The sequence below is a fragment of the Cohnella algarum genome, assembly GCF_016937515.1.
GTDB lineage: Bacteria > Bacillota > Bacilli > Paenibacillales > Paenibacillaceae > Cohnella > Cohnella algarum.
The window spans coordinates 1,360,826-1,377,189 of record NZ_JAFHKM010000002.1; the positions used below are offsets into that span (position 1 = coordinate 1,360,826).

Below are 16,364 nucleotides of genomic sequence, written 5' to 3' on the forward strand. Positions count from 1 at the left end.
GCAGCCTCCATCCGCGCGTCCGTTAGAATCCCGTTTGATCTTCGCGGCTCCGTCCGAACGCATAAGGAATTTTCAATAGATTCAGCAAATAAGCGACCACGATATACCCGGCAAGCGACAGCACGATCGCATTGACCGGGCCGATGCCGAACGTCAGCCTGGAAGCCGCAAAGCCCGCCAAAATCACGACCGCAATGGCCGCCACGTTAAGCTTGTCATACTCGGCGCCGGGACCGAAACGGTACTCTTGCTTGCGGATATACGGACCGACGATCCAATGGTCGGCGATCATGACGCCCGCGATCGGCGGCACGTACGTCCCGAGAAAATTGAGAAACGGCACGAATTTATCCTGAATGCCCGTTACCGCGATCGCGATGCCCAGCGCCCCCATCACGAGGACCAAAATGAATTTCGGCAGCTTGATGACGTTCCGCAGCCCCAGCGCGCCGGTGTACAAATTGCTGTCGTTCGTCGTCCATTGCGCAAACACGAGGATCAGAAAAGCGAAAAATCCGAGGCCGATTTGCGCCATTGCCGCCGGAATGTTCGCGGTTGCGCCCAGGCTCGGCACTTGCGCCGCGAACGTCATGGCCGCTCCGGCCAAGATGCAGAACAGCCCGCCCAGGAAGTATCCCGTAGATACGCCCATGCCCCCGCCAAGCGGCGTTTTGCCGTAACGGGAAACGTCCGGAAACACGACCGCGCCGAGCGCCGCGTTGCCGACCACGAGCGTAATGCCCGCGAACAACGTCATCGGCTCGCCCACCGGAACGGAATTCAGCAAAGCTTCAAAGCTTCCGGCATGATTGACCGCCGCGACAAAGCCCCAAATCGACAAGATGAAAATTAGCGGAACCGCGATAAAGCTGACCGCCGCAAGCCCGCGATAGCCGATAAACGCGGTCGCGATCATCAAAATGCCGCCCCAAATCATCGCAACCGTCTGATCGGCGAACCATTGTCCGGGGAACATCTGCTCGATTGTCAACCCGAAAAACGCGATCTGCCAGCCGAACCAGCCAACGCCCATCGTAATCGAGAGAAGAAGGCCGAAAATCCCCGCACCCCAACGTCCGAACGCCTGCCTGGCCAGCACGGTCGTCGACACGCCGTATTTCGCGCCCATCCAGCCTTGGAAAAATCCATAAATCGCAAGAATCAGCATGCCGAACACGCCGGCGAGAACGGCTTGTCCGAAGCTCAAGCCGGCCGCCAGCGATCCTCCCGCGAACATCGTCGACAACGAGATGATCCATGCGCAGCTGGTCACGGAAATATTTAAAAACGATTTGCGCTTGTCGCCCGGCACCGCTGTAATCGAATAATCCTCCACGCCGGCATTGCCTGCCGGATTCGATGCCGTCATTTGAGACTGCGTCATCGAACACACTCTCCTTTGGATGGTCATGTTAGCCCCGTAGGGGCCCGTTATTCCGCTTCGTAACTCAGCTCGCTGCCCCGCTTCAGCGTGTTGCCGATCGTGCATATTTGCGAAGCGTGCCGAACGAGCTTTTCCTTATAGCCGGACTCGAACAGGTTGGGAAGCTCGACGCTCAAGTCAAACCTCTCGATCCGCGAGGCCCCCGAGCCCGCTTTCGCGGAATGAAGAGTGACGACAAACCGATCCGCCTCGACGCCGTCGCGCTCCATGGCCATGTTAAGCGACTTGGCCACGCAAAGCGCAAGCGAGCACTCGAGCAGCACGATCGGCGTCCAGGAAGTCGAAGCTTCCGTTCCCCATTCGACGCCTTCCCCGTCTTTTACAACGTAGTGATTGTCCGTCCAGCTTACTTCGATCATGTCGGTTCCCTCCATGTTGTGTAAAACGAAAAACGCTCGGTTCCTGTAAATCACACGCCGAGAAGCCCGAAAAACTCGAATCGCGCCGTCTCCGCGGCCAGCTCCTCCGCCGTTCGCTCCGTCAAATTCCCCTCGGGGTGAACCGGACCGAACAGCCACCGCGAGACGACGCCTTCGATCAGGCTCATCAGCAGCGCGGAACGCACCTCGACGTTCATCGACTCGGGAAGCATTTTCAGCTCGATCGCCCTGCGCATATTGCGCCGGAAAGCCTCCTCCATCGCCACCCGTGTCTCGTGCGTCGCCTTGCGGATCGTTTCGTCCCCGCCGCTTCCCGTTAGTAGCATTTCCATTAAATAGCGATTCTCGCGAGCAAATTCGAACAATCCGCCCAAAAGCATTTGCGAGGACTGCACCATATCCTGCACGGAGCCGACCTGCTTGCGGTAGCCTTGCCCGATGACCTGCAGCAGCCGCTCCTTGCCGGCGGCGATAATTTCCAACGCCACGGCTTCCTTGCTCTTGAAATACCAATAAAACGTCCCCTGCGCCACCCCCGCCTGTCCGACGATGTCCGAGATTTTCGTCTGCCTGTACCCGTACTTGGCAAATCGCTCCACCGCGATCGACATCAGAAGTTCCTTGCGCCCCAAGTCGTTCGGAACCTCGTTGTCTCTATGGTCCGAAATACGTACCCCACCTCTCGATTGACTAGTCAGTCAAGTAAATCATATGGGGGAACTATGGATTTGTCAATTGGGGGAATGAATCGTGTCTGGGAATCGTCGAACGAAGCTGTTGATTCAATCCATGTATAATAATGGCGAACAGGGGGGGAAGGTCATGAAAAAAGCGGAATTCGAAAACCTCTTCTGATTCTCGGCATCTTATTCTGGGCAGAGGGATTTGCTGTCTTTATTGAAGAGGAATTTTCGCCTTATTTTGCAGAGGGAATTATTTGGATAATAGCGCGGGTAATCCTGCTTACACCAGTTCAGGAAGTAAGGGACTGTCCAAAGAGTCATCATTGACCCCGGGCAGTCCCTTTCGTGTCTATCGTGTCTAGTAAGCAACGGCTGCGGCGCTGTTTTTCACGATCCCCGTCAAAACGACATGCAGCCCCGCCCCCGGCTCCCGCCGGACGACGGCCTCGACTCCGTAAATGTCGCGAATGGCGCGCTCCGTCACGACTTCCTCGGGCGTCCCCGCCGCCGCGACCGTTCCGGCCTTCATCGCGATGATCCGGTCGCTGTAGCGGATCGCCTGGTTGATGTCGTGCAGCACCATCGCGATCGTAAGGCCGTGCTCCTCGTTCAGCCGCTTGATAAACTCGAGGATTTCGAGCTGGTAGTAGATATCGAGATAAGTCGTCGGCTCGTCGAGAAAAAGAATCGGCGTCTTCTGCGCAAGCGCCATCGCGATCCAAACCCGCTGCCGCTCCCCGCCGGACAGCCGGTCGATCGCGAGGTTCCGCTTGCCCGCCAGATTCGTGCAGCCGAGCGCCCACTCGACCGCCCGCTCGTCCTCCTCGCGGTCTCCTCCGAGCATCGTCCGGTGCGGCATGCGGCCGAAGGCGACGAGCCGCTCCACCGTCATGTCCGAGGGCGCGTCGTTCTGCTGGTGGACGACGGCAAGCTTGCGCGCCAGCTCCTTCGGCTTGTACTGGTGAATCGCTTTGCCGTCCAGCACCGCCCGGCCGCCGCCCGGCGCATGATTGCCCGACATGACGCCGAGCAAGGTCGACTTGCCGCAGCCGTTCGGGCCGATGATCGTCGTGATTTTCCCGCTCTCGACGAGACCGGAAACTCCTTTTAACTGATTCGTCTTTTTGTCGTACGAAAACGTAACGTTGTCAATTTCCATGGACTCGCGCGCTCCTTCTCAGCAGGAAGATAAGGAAAGGCCCGCCGATGACGGTCATCATGATCGAGGCCGGAATTTCGGTCGGCGCCAGAATCGTCCTGCCCAGCGTATCCGCCGTCAAAATGAGCAGCGCCCCGGCCAAAGCCGAAAACGGGATCAGAATGCGGTGATCCGAACCGACCAGAAACCGCGCGATATGCGGAACGAGCAGCCCGACAAAAGCGATCAGCCCCCCAATCGCGGTCGCCACGGCGGCAAGCAGGACGGCGACGATGGACACGAGCAAACGCGCGCGGTTGACGGGAAGCCCCAGATTGCGGGCGGTTTTGTCCTGCATCGCGAGCAGATTGCACCAGGACGACAGCAGCATCGCCAGCGCAAGGCCGGCCGTGCCGTAAATCAGCATCGTCTGCACGTCCGTCCACGTTTTCAGCGTGAAAATCGAGGTCGTCGCCTGGTTGACGCTCGTCACCGCGTAGCTCCCCCGATAGTTGAACGACTGCCCAAGCCCGGTGAAGGTCGCGTTGATGGCGATGCCGACCAGCACGATCCGGATCGGGCTTAAGCCCGACTTCCACGAAAGCGAGTAGACGAGAAAAAAAGCGAACGCCCCGCCGAGAAACGCAAAAAACGGCAGCCAAAAAAACAGCGCCGGAAAAATCGTGACAAACAGCAGCGAGATAAGCCCCGCCCCCGACGAAATGCCGATGACGCCCGCGTCGGCGAGCGGGTTGCGCATGACCGCCTGCAGCAGCACGCCGGACACCGCGAGCGACGCGCCGACGAACAAGGCGACGATCAGGCGCGGCAGCCGCAAATCGCGAATGACTTCGACCTGCTCGTTCGTGCCGGTCCAAAGCCCCTGAAGCAATTCCCAAAACCCGACCTTGATGCTGCCGGTCGCGGTCGAGTATGCGACGACGGCAAGCAGCAGCGCGATCACGACGACGAAGCTCAGCACTTTTTTCGTCATGGATACAGCATCCCTACGAGCGCGTCGAGCGCCTCATCGGCCGCAAGGTTTCCGGTCGTTCCGAACAGCGCCTCTTCCAGGTCGTAAACCCGTCCGTTTTTGACCGCGTTAAAATGTTTCCAGATGTCGTTTTCCTTGAATTCCTCGTCGAACATCTTCACGACCTCTTCCGGCATGCCGTGCGCCGCGCGCAAGATGACGTCCGGATTCGACTGGTGCAAATACTCGCTGTTGGACGCGAGGTATTCCACCGTCTCTCCCTGCACGACGTTGACGCCGCCGGCCATTTTGACGAGGTCGCCGATGTAGGAATGCTCCGTCGCCACCAGATAACTGCCGGGAACGCCCATCAGGATCAGCACCTTCGGCTGCTCCTTGCCGGCTACCGCCGCCTGAACTTCGGCGATTTTATCGTCGTATTTCGCGACGAGCGCCTTCGCTTCGTCTTCCTTGCCGTACTTCCCGCCGATCGTCGAAATCGCTTCCTGCATCGAGGCCAGGCTAGTCAAATCCACGAATTCCGCCTCGATGCCGGCGCTTTCGAACTTGGGCTCCAAATCGTACTGCAGCGTCGTGACGGACAGCACCTCCGTCGGCTTCAGCGATTTGACGATTTCCAAATCCGGGCTCATCGGGTTGCCGACCCTCGTCGCGCCGTCGTAACGGGCCGGGAGCGTCTTCGCGCTCGTCGGCACGCCGACCAGCTCGATGCCGAGCGCGTCCATCATCTGCGTGACCGCGACGGTCGTCGCCACGATGCGGTGCGTTTCCGCCGTCTGAGCGGATGGACCTGCCTGGGCGGAAGATGCCGTCTTTGCGGACGGAGACGAAACGCCTTCTTTCGCCGACGCCGAGCATCCGGCCGCGGCGACGAGCAGCAGCGCGCCCAGCCATAAGCCCCATCGTTTTTTCATCGGTGCAAAACTCCTTTCAACCTGCTTTCCGGGCCGTTCCCGCCCCGTCCGTTCCCGCAAAACCTCGCAGACGACGATCCGATCGAAAGCGGCGCCTTGTTGGAACTTTTCTTCATCGTCGGGTCATTGGCCGGGCGTATGCCGTTTGGCCGAACCATCGCCTTCGTTGGATTTTGTCCAGTCAACAGCCGCACTTTCGTAAACCTCGCAGCCTTCGTTGGATTTTGTCCAATCAACAGCCGCACTTTCGTAAATCCCGCCGCCTACGTTGGATTTTGTCCAATCAGATGACGACTTTTTAAAAGATTTGCCCGGAATTCCCGTTTCTCGTTGGATAAAATCCATCCTGGAACGCTTCATTCGCCAAATAAGCTTTGTAGATTGGATGAAATCCAACGTAGGTTTTCCTATCCGACAAAGGGTAAAGGGGGCCTTCTTCAAAGGCGGCCAAATCGTCAAAACTCACGAAGGATGCCCTTTTCCGGCACCCTCCGCGAATCTCTTCGCGCGCCGTCGTCCCGGCAGCGAATCGCCGTGCGACGGCAGCGAACCCCCGCGCGCCGGGAGCGCGCGGCGTAAGCGTTATTGCTGCTTCAGCAGGCGCATGATGAAGGTGACCGCCTCCGCGCGCGAAGCGTTGTCGTTCGGCTTGAGCAGCTCGCTCGACTTGCCGCCGATCAACCCCAGCTTGTAGGCCGTGGCGACGTACGGGCGGGCCCAGGATTGGACCTGGTCCGCGTCCTTGAACGGCAGCTCGGCCGTTTCGTCCGGCTCGATGCCGAGCGCGCGAATCAGAATGACCGCGATTTCCGTGCGCGTGATCGGGTTGGAAGAACGGAACGTGTTGTCCTGGTAGCCGCTGACGAGACCCGCTTCGACCGCTTGCGCGATATACGGCCGGACCCACAGCGGAATGTTGCCGAGGTCTTTGAAGGTCAGGCCGTTTTCGGCGCTCGCCAGCTTCAGCGCGCGGGCGATCAGCGCCGTGAATTCGGCGCGGCTTACTTGCGCGTCCGGACGGAACGTGCCGTCCGTAAAGCCGGTTACGAAGCCGAGCTTCACCGCTTCCTCGATCGTGCCTTTAGCCCAGTGGTACTGAATATCGCTCAATCGGACCGTCTCGCCCGCAGAGCCGGTTTCGGTGCCGGAGCCCGCGTTTTCCCCGCCGCTTTCTTCCGTCTCTTCCTCTTTCGGCCCGGCTTCGATCTTCACCGGCACAAGCCGCGGCGCGCCGAACTTCAGGTCGATGTCGTATTCGTGGTGGTAGTTGTATTCCGGCCAATCGATTTTTACCCATGCCGGGATAATCGCCGTCAAATCCGCGACTTCGAATTCGACGGTGCGCGTGTTTTCGGCGGCGTTGGATTCAATCGTATTCGGGGTGACGCCGTTGACCGTGAACCCGGTAATTTCCTTGCTTTGCTTGAGCGTAACCGCCACGTAGTTGATTTTGTTTTCGACTCTCAACTTGGCGGTCGTGACCACATAGCCGTTCATGACCGACGTATCCGTCGTCCCTTTTTTCAAAACGGTAAAATCCATCGTATAATTGCCGTCGGACAGCAGGTAACCTCCGGTTCCGCCGCCATTGCCGCCGGTTCCGTCCTCTTCGGCCGGAGTCGCGCCGCCCAGCGCGAATTCGAACGTGCGCTCGGTCTCGTCCCCGTCAACCTTCACAAACGCGGTATACGTCGCGCTCAGATCGTAAAGCTCGAACTGCACCGCCTTCGCCGCCGTCAACGCAAGAGCCGCGACTTCGGACGCCTTCGGATAGACGAAGCTGCTTACGCCCGTTTTTTGCAGCTTGGTAACGGTCGCCCCTTCCGCTACGTTGAACGTTACCGTACCTTTCGCGTCTTCCACCGTCAGGCCGAGCGTACCGTCGACATGCTCCTTCGCGTTGTCCGGCAACGTCAGCGAGACGTTGTATTTGCCGTTCGCCAGGCCTTGCTTGATGCTGCCAATGTCGAACGCGAAGCGGATATTGTAAGTCGCTTCGTAAGGAGTAGGGACCCCGTTGTTCAAATAGGTCGTCACGACATGAACCTTCGCCTTCAAAATGTCTTTCAACTGCGCGACTTCGAACTGGACGATGCGGGTATCGGCTTTCTCGTCCGCGCTCAGCGTCGTCGCTTCCGCGTAGTTTTCGCCGTCCGCGGCCACTTTGAATTCCTTGACGACAGAGCTGTCTGCCACCGTCATCGCGATCCGCTTCTTGCCGTCCTTGACCGTAAGCAGCTTCGGCGCCAGGAAGTACCGCTCCATCGTGGACGGCGCGTCTTCTTCCGCTTTCAATACCGTAAAATCGATCGTATAATTGCCGTCCGCAAGCGTCGGCTCTTCCGCAGGCTGCTCCGGTTGCTCTTCGCCAGGTTGACCCGGTTGTTCCGGTTGTTCCGGCTGTTCCGGCTGTTCCGGTTGCTGCGGTTGTTCCGGTTGTTCCGGTTGCTGCGGTTCCCCCGGCTGTTCCGGCTCTTCGGACCCCGCGAGCGGAATCGACGCCGTGTCGAAACCGAATTCGATGTCGTACTTGTTGTTATAGCCCGGAATCGTATCCGTAGCGTCTATATGGACATAGGATTTCGATCTTGCTCCCAGATCGGCGACCTTAAATTTGACCGTCCTTTTATCGGCCGCCGTGTCCTCGCTTACCGTCGTCACCTTCGGGTATTTGTAATCCTCCGCTCCCTTGGGGTCGCCGTTGTCGACTTCCAGCGTCACCCACCAGTGGGCTTGCGTCAGTACGACCGTGACCCAGGTCTCGCCGTTGGCGATTTCGACCTTGGCTTTGGCGGCCTTGTCCATGTAGCCGTCCATTACGGATGCCGAATCCGTGCCTTGGCCGTCCTCGACCTTGTAAACCGTGTAATCGATCAAGTACGTGCCGTCCCGATACACCGCGGACGAGGCGGATTCGCCGGTTGCGGCGGAAGCTTTGCCCGGAACGAAGTTCAATCCGGCAAAAAGCGTAAAGACGGCCGACAATAACGCGATAACTTTAAAATAAGATCTGTTCAACATCGCATCTCCTTTTCGTGGTCAAGTCGTATGTTCCGACGCCGCGTCGGCCGCGGCGCGGTTGCGAAGCTTCGCTCGGCGCAACAGAAAAACCGTCGCCGCCGCGGCGGTCGCCAGCAGGCCGACGAGCAGCGCGATCGCGCCCGCTCCGGGGCCTGCCGAATCCGCCTCCTCCTCCGCGGGGGAGGCGAGAAAGCCTTCCTGCGGCTGCGCGGACGCGCTTGCCGCAGCGTCCTCCGCCGCCGCTTCCGGGGCGGCGGAAGGCTCGCTCTCCGCAGCCTCTCCGGCTGCGGAAGCCGATGGAGCGGCAGCGCCCGCGGATGCGTCGTTGCCGCCAGGCGCGGCGCCGGCGGACGCGCTCGGCGCCGCCGTCTCGGCCGCGGACGCCCCGGATCCCGCCGGGCTGGCGGCCGCCCCGGACGCCGCCGGACTCGCGTCCGGCGTCCCGCTTGCGGCGGGCGCCTCGCTCCCCGCCGCCCCGCTGCCGGCGGACGCGCCGCCCCCCGCCGCGCCTGACGTTCCGCCGCCGGCTTGCGCGGCGGAATCCTTGGCCGGCTCCGGCGACGGCGACGCCGAAGCCCCGCCCTGCGCGCCCGGCGCAGCTCCGCCCGCGGAGGCGCTCGCGCCGCCCGACGTTCCGGCCGGCGACGGCGACGCCGAAGCTCCCGGGGCCGCGGACGGCGCCTCGGCTTTCGGCGTCTCGGCGGGCCCGGCGGACGGCGTCTCCGCCTCCGGCGGTTCCTCCGCCGCCTTGACCAGCTTGGCGCTGGCCGTGTCGAACACGAACCGCACCGTATAATCGTGATCGTAATCGATCGATTCGACCGTCACGTGCATCTTCACCGCCAGCGGGGCGGACAGTCCATCCACGCCGAAGCGAACGGTGCGCGTGTCGGCGGCCTTGTCGCTGGCCACGACCGGGGCGTCTATGTAGGAACCGCCGCTCGGCACCTGGAATTCCGTAATCCATGCGCTGTGATTCATCCGGATGTCGACCGTCGCCTCCCCGTTTTTCACGGTGAGTCCGGCAGGCTTTTCAAAATAGTCGTTGGCGATCGATACCGAGTCGTCATCCGCCTTCTTGATGACATAATCGATCGTGTACTCGCCATCCGCCATGTCTACGGCAGCCTGGGCCGCAGACGGCCAAGCAAGCAGCGCCATGAGGCACGCAAGCGGCAGCCATGCGGCGGAAATTCGGTTCCTTTTTCTCATGCGAAAACGAACAACCTCCCATCGAATAATCATTTTTTAAATGATTATCATTCTCAATTAACGACAAAAAAAGAGAAAAACCTGCTCTCCTCTCCCTCCGCCCTGCCAGGCAAATCGCCCGCAGCCCGCGTAAAACCCGGCTTTCCCTTACTTCATCCCATCACCTCGGCTCGATCATAACGACTCGAGTATACCACTAGAAGATATTGACATCAAGAACGATTCTCATTATCATTGAGAATAAATCTCAGCAAAGTCGAGGAAACAGGAAATGAACCTTTGCAAAATCGCCGGACTGTCCCTCCTGTCGATCGCCTTGGCGGGATGCGCGACGGGCGGAGCGGCGGGCTCCGGCGGCGCCTCCGGGGAAGCGGCCCGAATCAGCGTTCGCGACTTCGCGGACCGGACGGTCGTCTTCTCCGAAGTCCCGAAAAACATCGTCGCGCTGAGCAACGGGGATATGGACATCGTCTACGCGCTCGGCGGCACGCTGGTCGGCAGGCCGACCTCCTCCGGTCCCCTTCCCGTGCCCGAGGCGGCCGACGTCGAGCAGGTCGGCTCCACGCACGAAGTCGATCTGGAGAAAATTACGCTCGCCAGGCCCGACGTCGTGCTCGGCAGCGCGTCCATGAACGCGAAGGACGTTCCCGCGCTCGAGGGTATCGGAACCAAAGTCGTGCTGACGGAAGCGAACTCGGTCGACGACATTAAGAAGCAGATCGGCCTGCTCGGGCAGCTGCTTCGAAAAGAGGAGAAGGCGAAGGAGCTGATCGCGGGCATCGACGCCAAGCTGGCCGAAGTCCGGTCGGCCGCGGGCGAATCCGGGCCCCGCGTCCTCCTCGTGTACGGGGCGCCCGGGACGAATATGGCCGCGCTGCCGAATTCGCTCGGGGGCAGCATTTTGGAGCTGGCGGGCGGAACCAATATCGCGGCCGACTATCCCGCCCTGCAAAATTTCCCGCAGTACGCGCAGCTGAACGTCGAACGCATCATGCTGGCGGATCCGCAGTATATTTTGATCATGACGCACGGCGATCCGGAGGCGGTGCGCGACGGCTTCGTGAGCGAAATGGAGAAAAACGCCGCCTGGAACGGCATCGACGCAGTGCGCAACGGCCGGGTGGACGTCCTGCCCTCCGATCTGTTCGGCACGAATCCGGGAACGAGAGTGACGGAAGCGATCGATTTGCTCCGCGGTTTGTTCGAGGCGGGCGGTGGCCCCGCGGAATGAGAAAGCTCACGTTACGCGATAAGCGCAGGATTTTCCTGTGGCTGGCGCCGATCGTCCTGCTGCTGTCCGTCCTCTGCGGACTGGGCTACGGTTCGGTGCCGATATCGCCGCGGGACATTTGGCTGGCGCTCGTGTCCGAGGGAGACCCGCTGTACCGGCAAATTTTGCTGGACCTTCGGCTGCCGCGGGTGCTCATCGGCCTGCTGGTCGGCGCCTGCCTGGCCGCGGCTGGCGCGCTGCTGCAGGGCGTCATGCGCAACCCGCTGGCCGATCCCGGCGTCATCGGCGTTTCCGCCGGCGGCGGGGTCGCGGCGATTCTGACGATGGTCGTCTGGCCGCAGGCGAGCTTCCTGCTTCCGGCGGCCGCGTTCGCCGGCGCGTTCGCGAGCTCCGTCGCCATTTATTTGCTTTCCTGGGACAAGGGAGCCTCCCCGGTCAAAATCGTGCTCGCGGGCGTCGCCGTCAACGCTTTGCTCGGGGCCGTGACGAACGGGCTCATGGTCGTCTACAGCGACCGGGTGCAGGCCGTGCTCCCGTGGCTGGCCGGCGGCTTGAACGGGCGGAGCTGGCACCACCTCGAATTCATGGCGCCGTACGCCGTCGTCGGCCTGCTGCTGACGGCGCTGGCCGTCAAGCCGGCCAACCTGCTCATGCTGGGCGACGAATCCGCCAAGCTGCTCGGCCAGAAGGTCGAGCTGCAGCGGATGCTGCTCATCCTGCTCGCTTCCCTGCTCGCGGGGGCCGCGGTCAGCGTCGCGGGGCTCGTCGGCTTCGTCGGGCTCGTCGTTCCCCATGCGATGCGGCTGCTGATCGGGGAGGACTACAAGTTGTTGCTCCCCTGCTCCATTGCGGGAGGGGCAGCGCTCGTCGTGCTCGCGGACACGGCGGCGCGCACATGGTTCGACCCGATCGAGCTGCCGGTCGGCATTCTGCTCGCCTGTCTGGGCGCGCCGTTCTTTTTGATTTTGCTTCGAAGGAGGAGTCGGCTCGCATGACCGCGATCGAAACGGAACATCTGCGGCTGGATATCGGCCATTTTCAATTGGATGACGTTACGCTGTCGTTTCCGGAAGAGCAAATCACGGCGATCGTCGGCCCCAACGGCTCCGGAAAATCCACCCTGCTTAAAATGATTTCCCGGCTCGCCACGGCGGACGGCGGCGAAATCCGGGTCGGCGGCTTGCCCGCCAGGTCGTACAGGGCGACGGATTTCGCCCGCGTGCTGACGATGCTGCCCCAGTCCAAAGGGATGTTCCCCGATTTGACGGTGCGGGAGATCGTCGCTTACGGCCGTTCGCCGCACAAGCGTTTCCTGGAAAGCCGGTTGTCGGCGGAGGACCGGGAAGCGATCGATTGGGCGCTTGCCGCGACGGATACGGAGAAGCACGAAGACCGTCCGTTCCATACGCTGTCCGGAGGCGAGCAGCAAAAGGTCCGGATCGCGATGGCGCTCGCCCAGAAAACGGGCATTCTGCTGCTCGACGAACCGACCACCTTTCTGGACATGTCCCATCAGCTCGACGTCATGGAGATGCTCCGGAAGCTGAACCGCGAATGGGGCATGACGATCGTCATGGTGCTTCACGATCTGCAGCAGGCGGCGGCCTACAGCCATCATCTCGTCGCGATGAAGCACGGACTCGTCGTGGCGGAAGGCGCCCCGCGCGCCGTCATCACGCCCCGTTTTTTGCGGTACGTTTACGATATCGAAGCCAAAGTCAGGTTTGAAGAGGATTATCCCATTATCATACCGGTCAAAAAGGCCAAGGAGGACACTACGATGGTCATCGTTACGAACACGTCGAAAATTTCCAAGGGCAACGCCCACAAGCTGATCGAGCGTTTCGACAAAGTCGGCAAAGTCGAATTCATGGAAGGCTTTCTCGGCCTCGAGGTGCTGCTGACGGAAAACACGAAAGATTACGAGGAGGTCAGCGTCGTGACGCGCTGGCGGCAAAAAGAGGATTTTCAAGCGTGGACCAAAAGCAGCGCGTTCAAGGAATCGCACAAGCATCGCGAAATTCCGGACTACATTTTGGAAAATAAAATCACGTTCCAGGAAGTCAAAATCGTGCGCGATCCGCGGACGGCGGACGAACGCCCCGCCGCCGAAACGGAGGAAGCGGCCGGTTGACCGTCTGGATCAAGCCGAAGGGGCGCATCCCGCGAGGATGCGCCCCTTTCTTTTTACAGATATAGAATGATGGCTAAAACAGCTGCAAGCACGAGGCGGTAAATCGCGAACGGCCCGAGCTTGATCCGGTCGATCAGCTTCAGGAAAAACTTGATCGACACCAAAGCGAACACGAACGCGCTTATGAAGCCGACGATGAAAAAGGGCAAATACTCCGCCGTGAAATACTCCCAGTTTTTCAGAAGCGACAAAAAGCTGGCCCCGGCCATGATCGGCACGGCCATAATGAACGTAAAGTCGGCCGCCGTCTTGTGGCTCATGCCGAGCAGCACGCCGCCGGAGATGGTCGATCCCGACCGGGAAAAGCCCGGCCAGAGCGAGATGCACTGGAACAGGCCGACCAGCAGCGCCTGCTTGTACGTAATCTGATCGACCGTTTCGGTCTTGATCCGCTTCGGCGCGAACCGGTCGGCGGCCAGCATGAGCAGCGCCCCCGCGACCAGGCCGACCAGCACCGTCTCGGTCGAAAACAGATATTCGTCGATGTAGTCCTCGAACGCCAGCCCGAGCACGGCCGCCGGGAGCAGGCCGACGAGAACCTGAAGGAGGTTCAGCCGCTTGCCTCCGTTGCTGCCGGCCTTTTGGTCCAGCTTTTTCAATCCGAGCAAATCCAAAAACCGGTCTTTGAACGCGAACAGGACGGCGAGAATCGAGCCCAATTGGATGACGATCTTGAAGGTGTTCGCTACGGGCTTGGTCAAAAATTCCTCCGAATGCAGCCACATGTCGTCGACGATGACCATATGGCCGGTGGACGATACCGGCGCGAATTCCGTCAAGCCTTCCACGGCGCCGAGGATCACCGATTTCACTAACTCCAACCAATCCAACCGCTTCACACCTTTTTCTCTATAATTAGGAAGTCCGTTTTCCAGCGGTTTCATCATACAGAGAAAATCGTTGAAAATCAATCGGACCGAAGTCGGGGCTTCGCTAGAGACCGGATTTGGAACCGGACCTGCGGAGGGTCAAATGGATCACTTCGGACAGCACGAGGCCGAACGCGATCGCTCCCGACAGCGTGAACGCCTGAAACGCCTGCTGGACCGCCTCGTCGTACCGATCGAGCACCACGTTGCGCATCGCAGCGTAGGCGGCGCCGCCCGGCACGAGCGGCACGATGCCCGACACATTGTAGACGGTAATCGGAGCCTTGAAGCGTTTGGCGAACCATCGGCTGACGAAAGAAACGACAAACGCGGCCAGCCATGTCGCGATCACCGGATCGGCATCCGCCCGAAGGAGGCCGTAATACCCCATCCAGCCCAGCATGCCCGTCGCCCCGGCCAGCGCCAGATGATTTTGCGGCACGTTAAAGAGCAGCGCAAAGGCGGCGGAAGCGACAAAGCTCGTCAAAAGCTGCACGAGCGCCGTCATCATGCTCCCATGCCCCTTAAGGACAGCACGATCGCGATTCCGGCTCCGATCGCGAGCGCGGTGAATAACGCTTCCGCTCCTTTGGACAATCCGGAAACGAAGTGGCCGGCCATCAGGTCCCGGACCGCGTTCGTGATGAGAACGCCCGGCACGAGCGGCATGACCGACCCGATGACGATGGCGTCCAGCTCGCGTCCCCAGCCGATCGCCACGAACAGCCAGGCCAGGCATCCAAGGATGAACGACGCCGCAAATTCCCCGAACAACCGGACCGGAATCCGTTTGGCCGCGAGCTGGAGCGTCAAATACCCCCGCCCCCGGCAGCCATCGCGGGAACGAAATCGGACCAGCCCCCGTGAAACATGATGAGGAAACAGCCGCTGGCCAGCGCCGCGGCCGCCGTCTTGAGCCGGAGCGAATAGCCCTCGGCGGAAATTTCCGTCTCCCGGAGCAGCCGGTACGCTTCGGGGGCGGACAGCCCGCCTTCTCCGATTTGCCGGGAAATCGCGTTGACCTTCATCACTTTGCGCAAGTCGGTCGAACGGCTCGTAATCCGGCTCAAGCTCGTAAACGAATCGGCTCCCTCCGCCCTCGTTCCTTCGATCGTAAAAATAATCCCGGTCGGGGTCACGAAGCTGTGCGAGCCGGGCAAGCCGAAAGAACGCGCGATTCGGGTCATCGTATCCTCGACCCGATACGTTTCGGCTCCGTTCTGCAGCATGATTTTTCCGGCCAGAAGACAGATGTGCGCGATCTGGCGCGTAAATTCGGGGGATTGCGGCACCTTCCGTCTCTCCTCTGCTCGGTTGCCGTTTTTCGGGGCGGCTTGTCCGCGCCTCTTGGTCCCATTTTAGCAAAACTCGCCGGCCGCCGCCAAAACGAACGGTAACGCGCCGCTCCCGGAAATCGGAGCGGCGCGTGCCGGTTGGAACGGCTATTCCGAGGCTTCGCGCCCCGCGGGTTGTTCCTCCCCGTCCGTTTCGACCATCCGCTTGAGCGCGGACAGCTTGTTGTCCCAATACAGCTCGAAGTACGACAGCCAGCGCTTCAATTCGAGCAGCGGGTCGGGCTCCAGCCGGTAGCGGGTTTCCCGGCCGACCTTGCGTTCCTTGACGAGTCCCGCGTCGGCCAAAACCCGCAAATGCTTGGAAACGGCGGTCCGGCTCATCGGATAATGACCGGATATCGCCGTCACCGGCAATTCCCGATCCGCGAGCAGCGAAAGCATGCTGCGGCGGGTAGGATCGGCGATCGCCTGAAACACGTCGTGCTTTCCCGCAGCGGAAGCCGGCATCTCAGCCTCCGACGTGCGCGCGAAGCTTCTCGACGATCCCGCTCCACCCGTTGTCCATCCGGTCGCGAACGACGCGGTGGGATTCGTTGAACTCCGTGACCTGCTCCGCGTCCCATCCGGAATGAATGAGCGTGAACTCCGTCTTTCCGTCCCGTTCCTTCAACTCGAAGCGAAGCGTCCAATCCTTCCCCCATGTGAAAGCAAGAAGGGCCGGGGGCTCCAGTTCGGTTACTTTACAGGGGGAATCGCCGAACGGTCCGGCGCGCAGCGTAAACTCATAGCCCAGCTCGGGCTTGAAATCGCTCGGCATGAACCATGCGGCGATGCCGTCCGCCGTGGCGACGGCTTCCCATACTTTTTCGATCGGCGCGTTCAGCACCAGCGTTTTGCGAATATCGGGAATGTTAGGATTGTTTTCCGACTTGTCCATCCAAGCGCCTCCTCATCTATCAAAAAAACGAAACCTTTTGGTTTCTCTTATG

General features: G+C 60.6%; 16 protein-coding genes and 1 pseudogene. 3 read left to right on the top strand and 14 right to left on the bottom strand.

The window, feature by feature from the left end:
* Nucleotides 1-22 precede the first annotated feature (22 nt).
* The 9 genes from JW799_RS06105 to isdC form a co-directional block, all read right to left on the bottom strand.
* Complete coding sequence (locus tag JW799_RS06105) at nucleotides 23-1,384, bottom strand: cytosine permease (RefSeq protein WP_240353169.1); 1,362 nt, start codon at nucleotides 1,382-1,384, stop codon at nucleotides 23-25.
* A 47-nt stretch (nucleotides 1,385-1,431) separates the two neighbouring features.
* Nucleotides 1,432-1,803, bottom strand: a complete 372-nt coding sequence (locus JW799_RS06110) for an OsmC family protein (RefSeq protein WP_205429073.1) — start codon at nucleotides 1,801-1,803, stop codon at nucleotides 1,432-1,434.
* Nucleotides 1,804-1,853: 50 nt separating this feature from the next.
* The gene (locus JW799_RS06115; RefSeq protein WP_205432840.1) at nucleotides 1,854-2,435 is read right to left on the bottom strand and encodes a TetR/AcrR family transcriptional regulator; all 582 of its coding nucleotides are present in this window, start codon (nucleotides 2,433-2,435) and stop codon (nucleotides 1,854-1,856) included.
* Between the two features lie 430 nt (nucleotides 2,436-2,865).
* Nucleotides 2,866-3,666 (bottom strand): ABC transporter ATP-binding protein, encoded by an 801-nt coding sequence (locus JW799_RS06120; RefSeq protein ID WP_205429075.1) that lies wholly within the window; start codon nucleotides 3,664-3,666, stop codon nucleotides 2,866-2,868.
* Nucleotides 3,656-4,639, bottom strand: coding sequence for a FecCD family ABC transporter permease (locus tag JW799_RS06125; RefSeq protein WP_080832763.1), 984 nt, complete (start codon nucleotides 4,637-4,639; stop codon nucleotides 3,656-3,658). Before JW799_RS06125 ends, JW799_RS06120 begins: the two co-directional genes overlap by 11 nt.
* Nucleotides 4,636-5,553 (bottom strand): heme ABC transporter substrate-binding protein IsdE, encoded by a 918-nt coding sequence (gene isdE, locus JW799_RS06130; protein ID WP_205429077.1) that lies wholly within the window; start codon nucleotides 5,551-5,553, stop codon nucleotides 4,636-4,638. Before isdE ends, JW799_RS06125 begins: the two co-directional genes overlap by 4 nt.
* 123 nt (nucleotides 5,554-5,676) lie before the next feature.
* Nucleotides 5,677-5,949 carry a hypothetical protein gene (locus tag JW799_RS06135; RefSeq protein WP_205429078.1) on the bottom strand — a complete coding sequence of 91 codons (273 nt, stop codon included), beginning with the start codon at nucleotides 5,947-5,949 and terminating at the stop codon, nucleotides 5,677-5,679.
* A gap of 186 nt (nucleotides 5,950-6,135) precedes the next feature.
* Nucleotides 6,136-8,571: an NEAT domain-containing protein gene (locus JW799_RS06140; RefSeq protein WP_205429079.1), complete on the bottom strand. Its 2,436-nt coding sequence runs from the start codon at nucleotides 8,569-8,571 to the stop codon at nucleotides 6,136-6,138.
* A gap of 21 nt (nucleotides 8,572-8,592) precedes the next feature.
* Nucleotides 8,593-9,786, bottom strand: coding sequence for a heme uptake protein IsdC (gene isdC / locus JW799_RS29235; protein ID WP_275901446.1), 1,194 nt, complete (start codon nucleotides 9,784-9,786; stop codon nucleotides 8,593-8,595).
* 271 nt (nucleotides 9,787-10,057) lie between these two features.
* On the opposite strand from isdC, the gene JW799_RS06150 reads away from it, so the two are divergent.
* The 3 genes from JW799_RS06150 to isdG are packed head-to-tail and all read left to right on the top strand — an operon-like array spanning nucleotide 10,058 to nucleotide 13,151.
* On the top strand, nucleotides 10,058-11,017 hold the full coding sequence (locus JW799_RS06150) for an ABC transporter substrate-binding protein (RefSeq protein ID WP_205429080.1): 960 nt from the start codon (nucleotides 10,058-10,060) through the stop codon (nucleotides 11,015-11,017).
* Complete coding sequence (locus JW799_RS06155) at nucleotides 11,014-12,012, top strand: FecCD family ABC transporter permease (RefSeq protein WP_205429081.1); 999 nt, start codon at nucleotides 11,014-11,016, stop codon at nucleotides 12,010-12,012. Before JW799_RS06150 ends, JW799_RS06155 begins: the two co-directional genes overlap by 4 nt.
* Nucleotides 12,009-13,151, top strand: coding sequence for a heme oxygenase (gene isdG / locus JW799_RS29240; RefSeq protein ID WP_205429082.1), 1,143 nt, complete (start codon nucleotides 12,009-12,011; stop codon nucleotides 13,149-13,151). The genes JW799_RS06155 and isdG overlap by 4 nt, the downstream gene beginning before the upstream one ends.
* Nucleotides 13,152-13,204: 53 nt before the next feature.
* On the opposite strand, the gene JW799_RS06165 is transcribed toward isdG, so the two are convergent.
* The 5 genes and pseudogenes from JW799_RS06165 to JW799_RS06185 form a co-directional block, all read right to left on the bottom strand.
* Complete coding sequence (locus JW799_RS06165; protein WP_240353170.1) at nucleotides 13,205-14,041, bottom strand: undecaprenyl-diphosphate phosphatase; 837 nt, start codon at nucleotides 14,039-14,041, stop codon at nucleotides 13,205-13,207.
* A 103-nt stretch (nucleotides 14,042-14,144) separates the two neighbouring features.
* Nucleotides 14,145-14,588 (bottom strand): threonine/serine exporter family protein, encoded by a 444-nt coding sequence (locus JW799_RS06170; protein WP_080832825.1) that lies wholly within the window; start codon nucleotides 14,586-14,588, stop codon nucleotides 14,145-14,147.
* Nucleotides 14,588-15,309: pseudogene (locus JW799_RS06175) on the bottom strand (threonine/serine exporter family protein). Before JW799_RS06175 ends, JW799_RS06170 begins: the two are co-directional and overlap by 1 nt.
* 213 nt (nucleotides 15,310-15,522) lie before the next feature.
* On the bottom strand, nucleotides 15,523-15,882 hold the full coding sequence (locus JW799_RS06180) for an ArsR/SmtB family transcription factor (protein ID WP_080832772.1): 360 nt from the start codon (nucleotides 15,880-15,882) through the stop codon (nucleotides 15,523-15,525).
* A gap of 1 nt (nucleotide 15,883) precedes the next feature.
* On the bottom strand, nucleotides 15,884-16,312 hold the full coding sequence (locus tag JW799_RS06185) for an SRPBCC family protein (RefSeq protein ID WP_205429083.1): 429 nt from the start codon (nucleotides 16,310-16,312) through the stop codon (nucleotides 15,884-15,886).
* Nucleotides 16,313-16,364 lie beyond the last annotated feature (52 nt).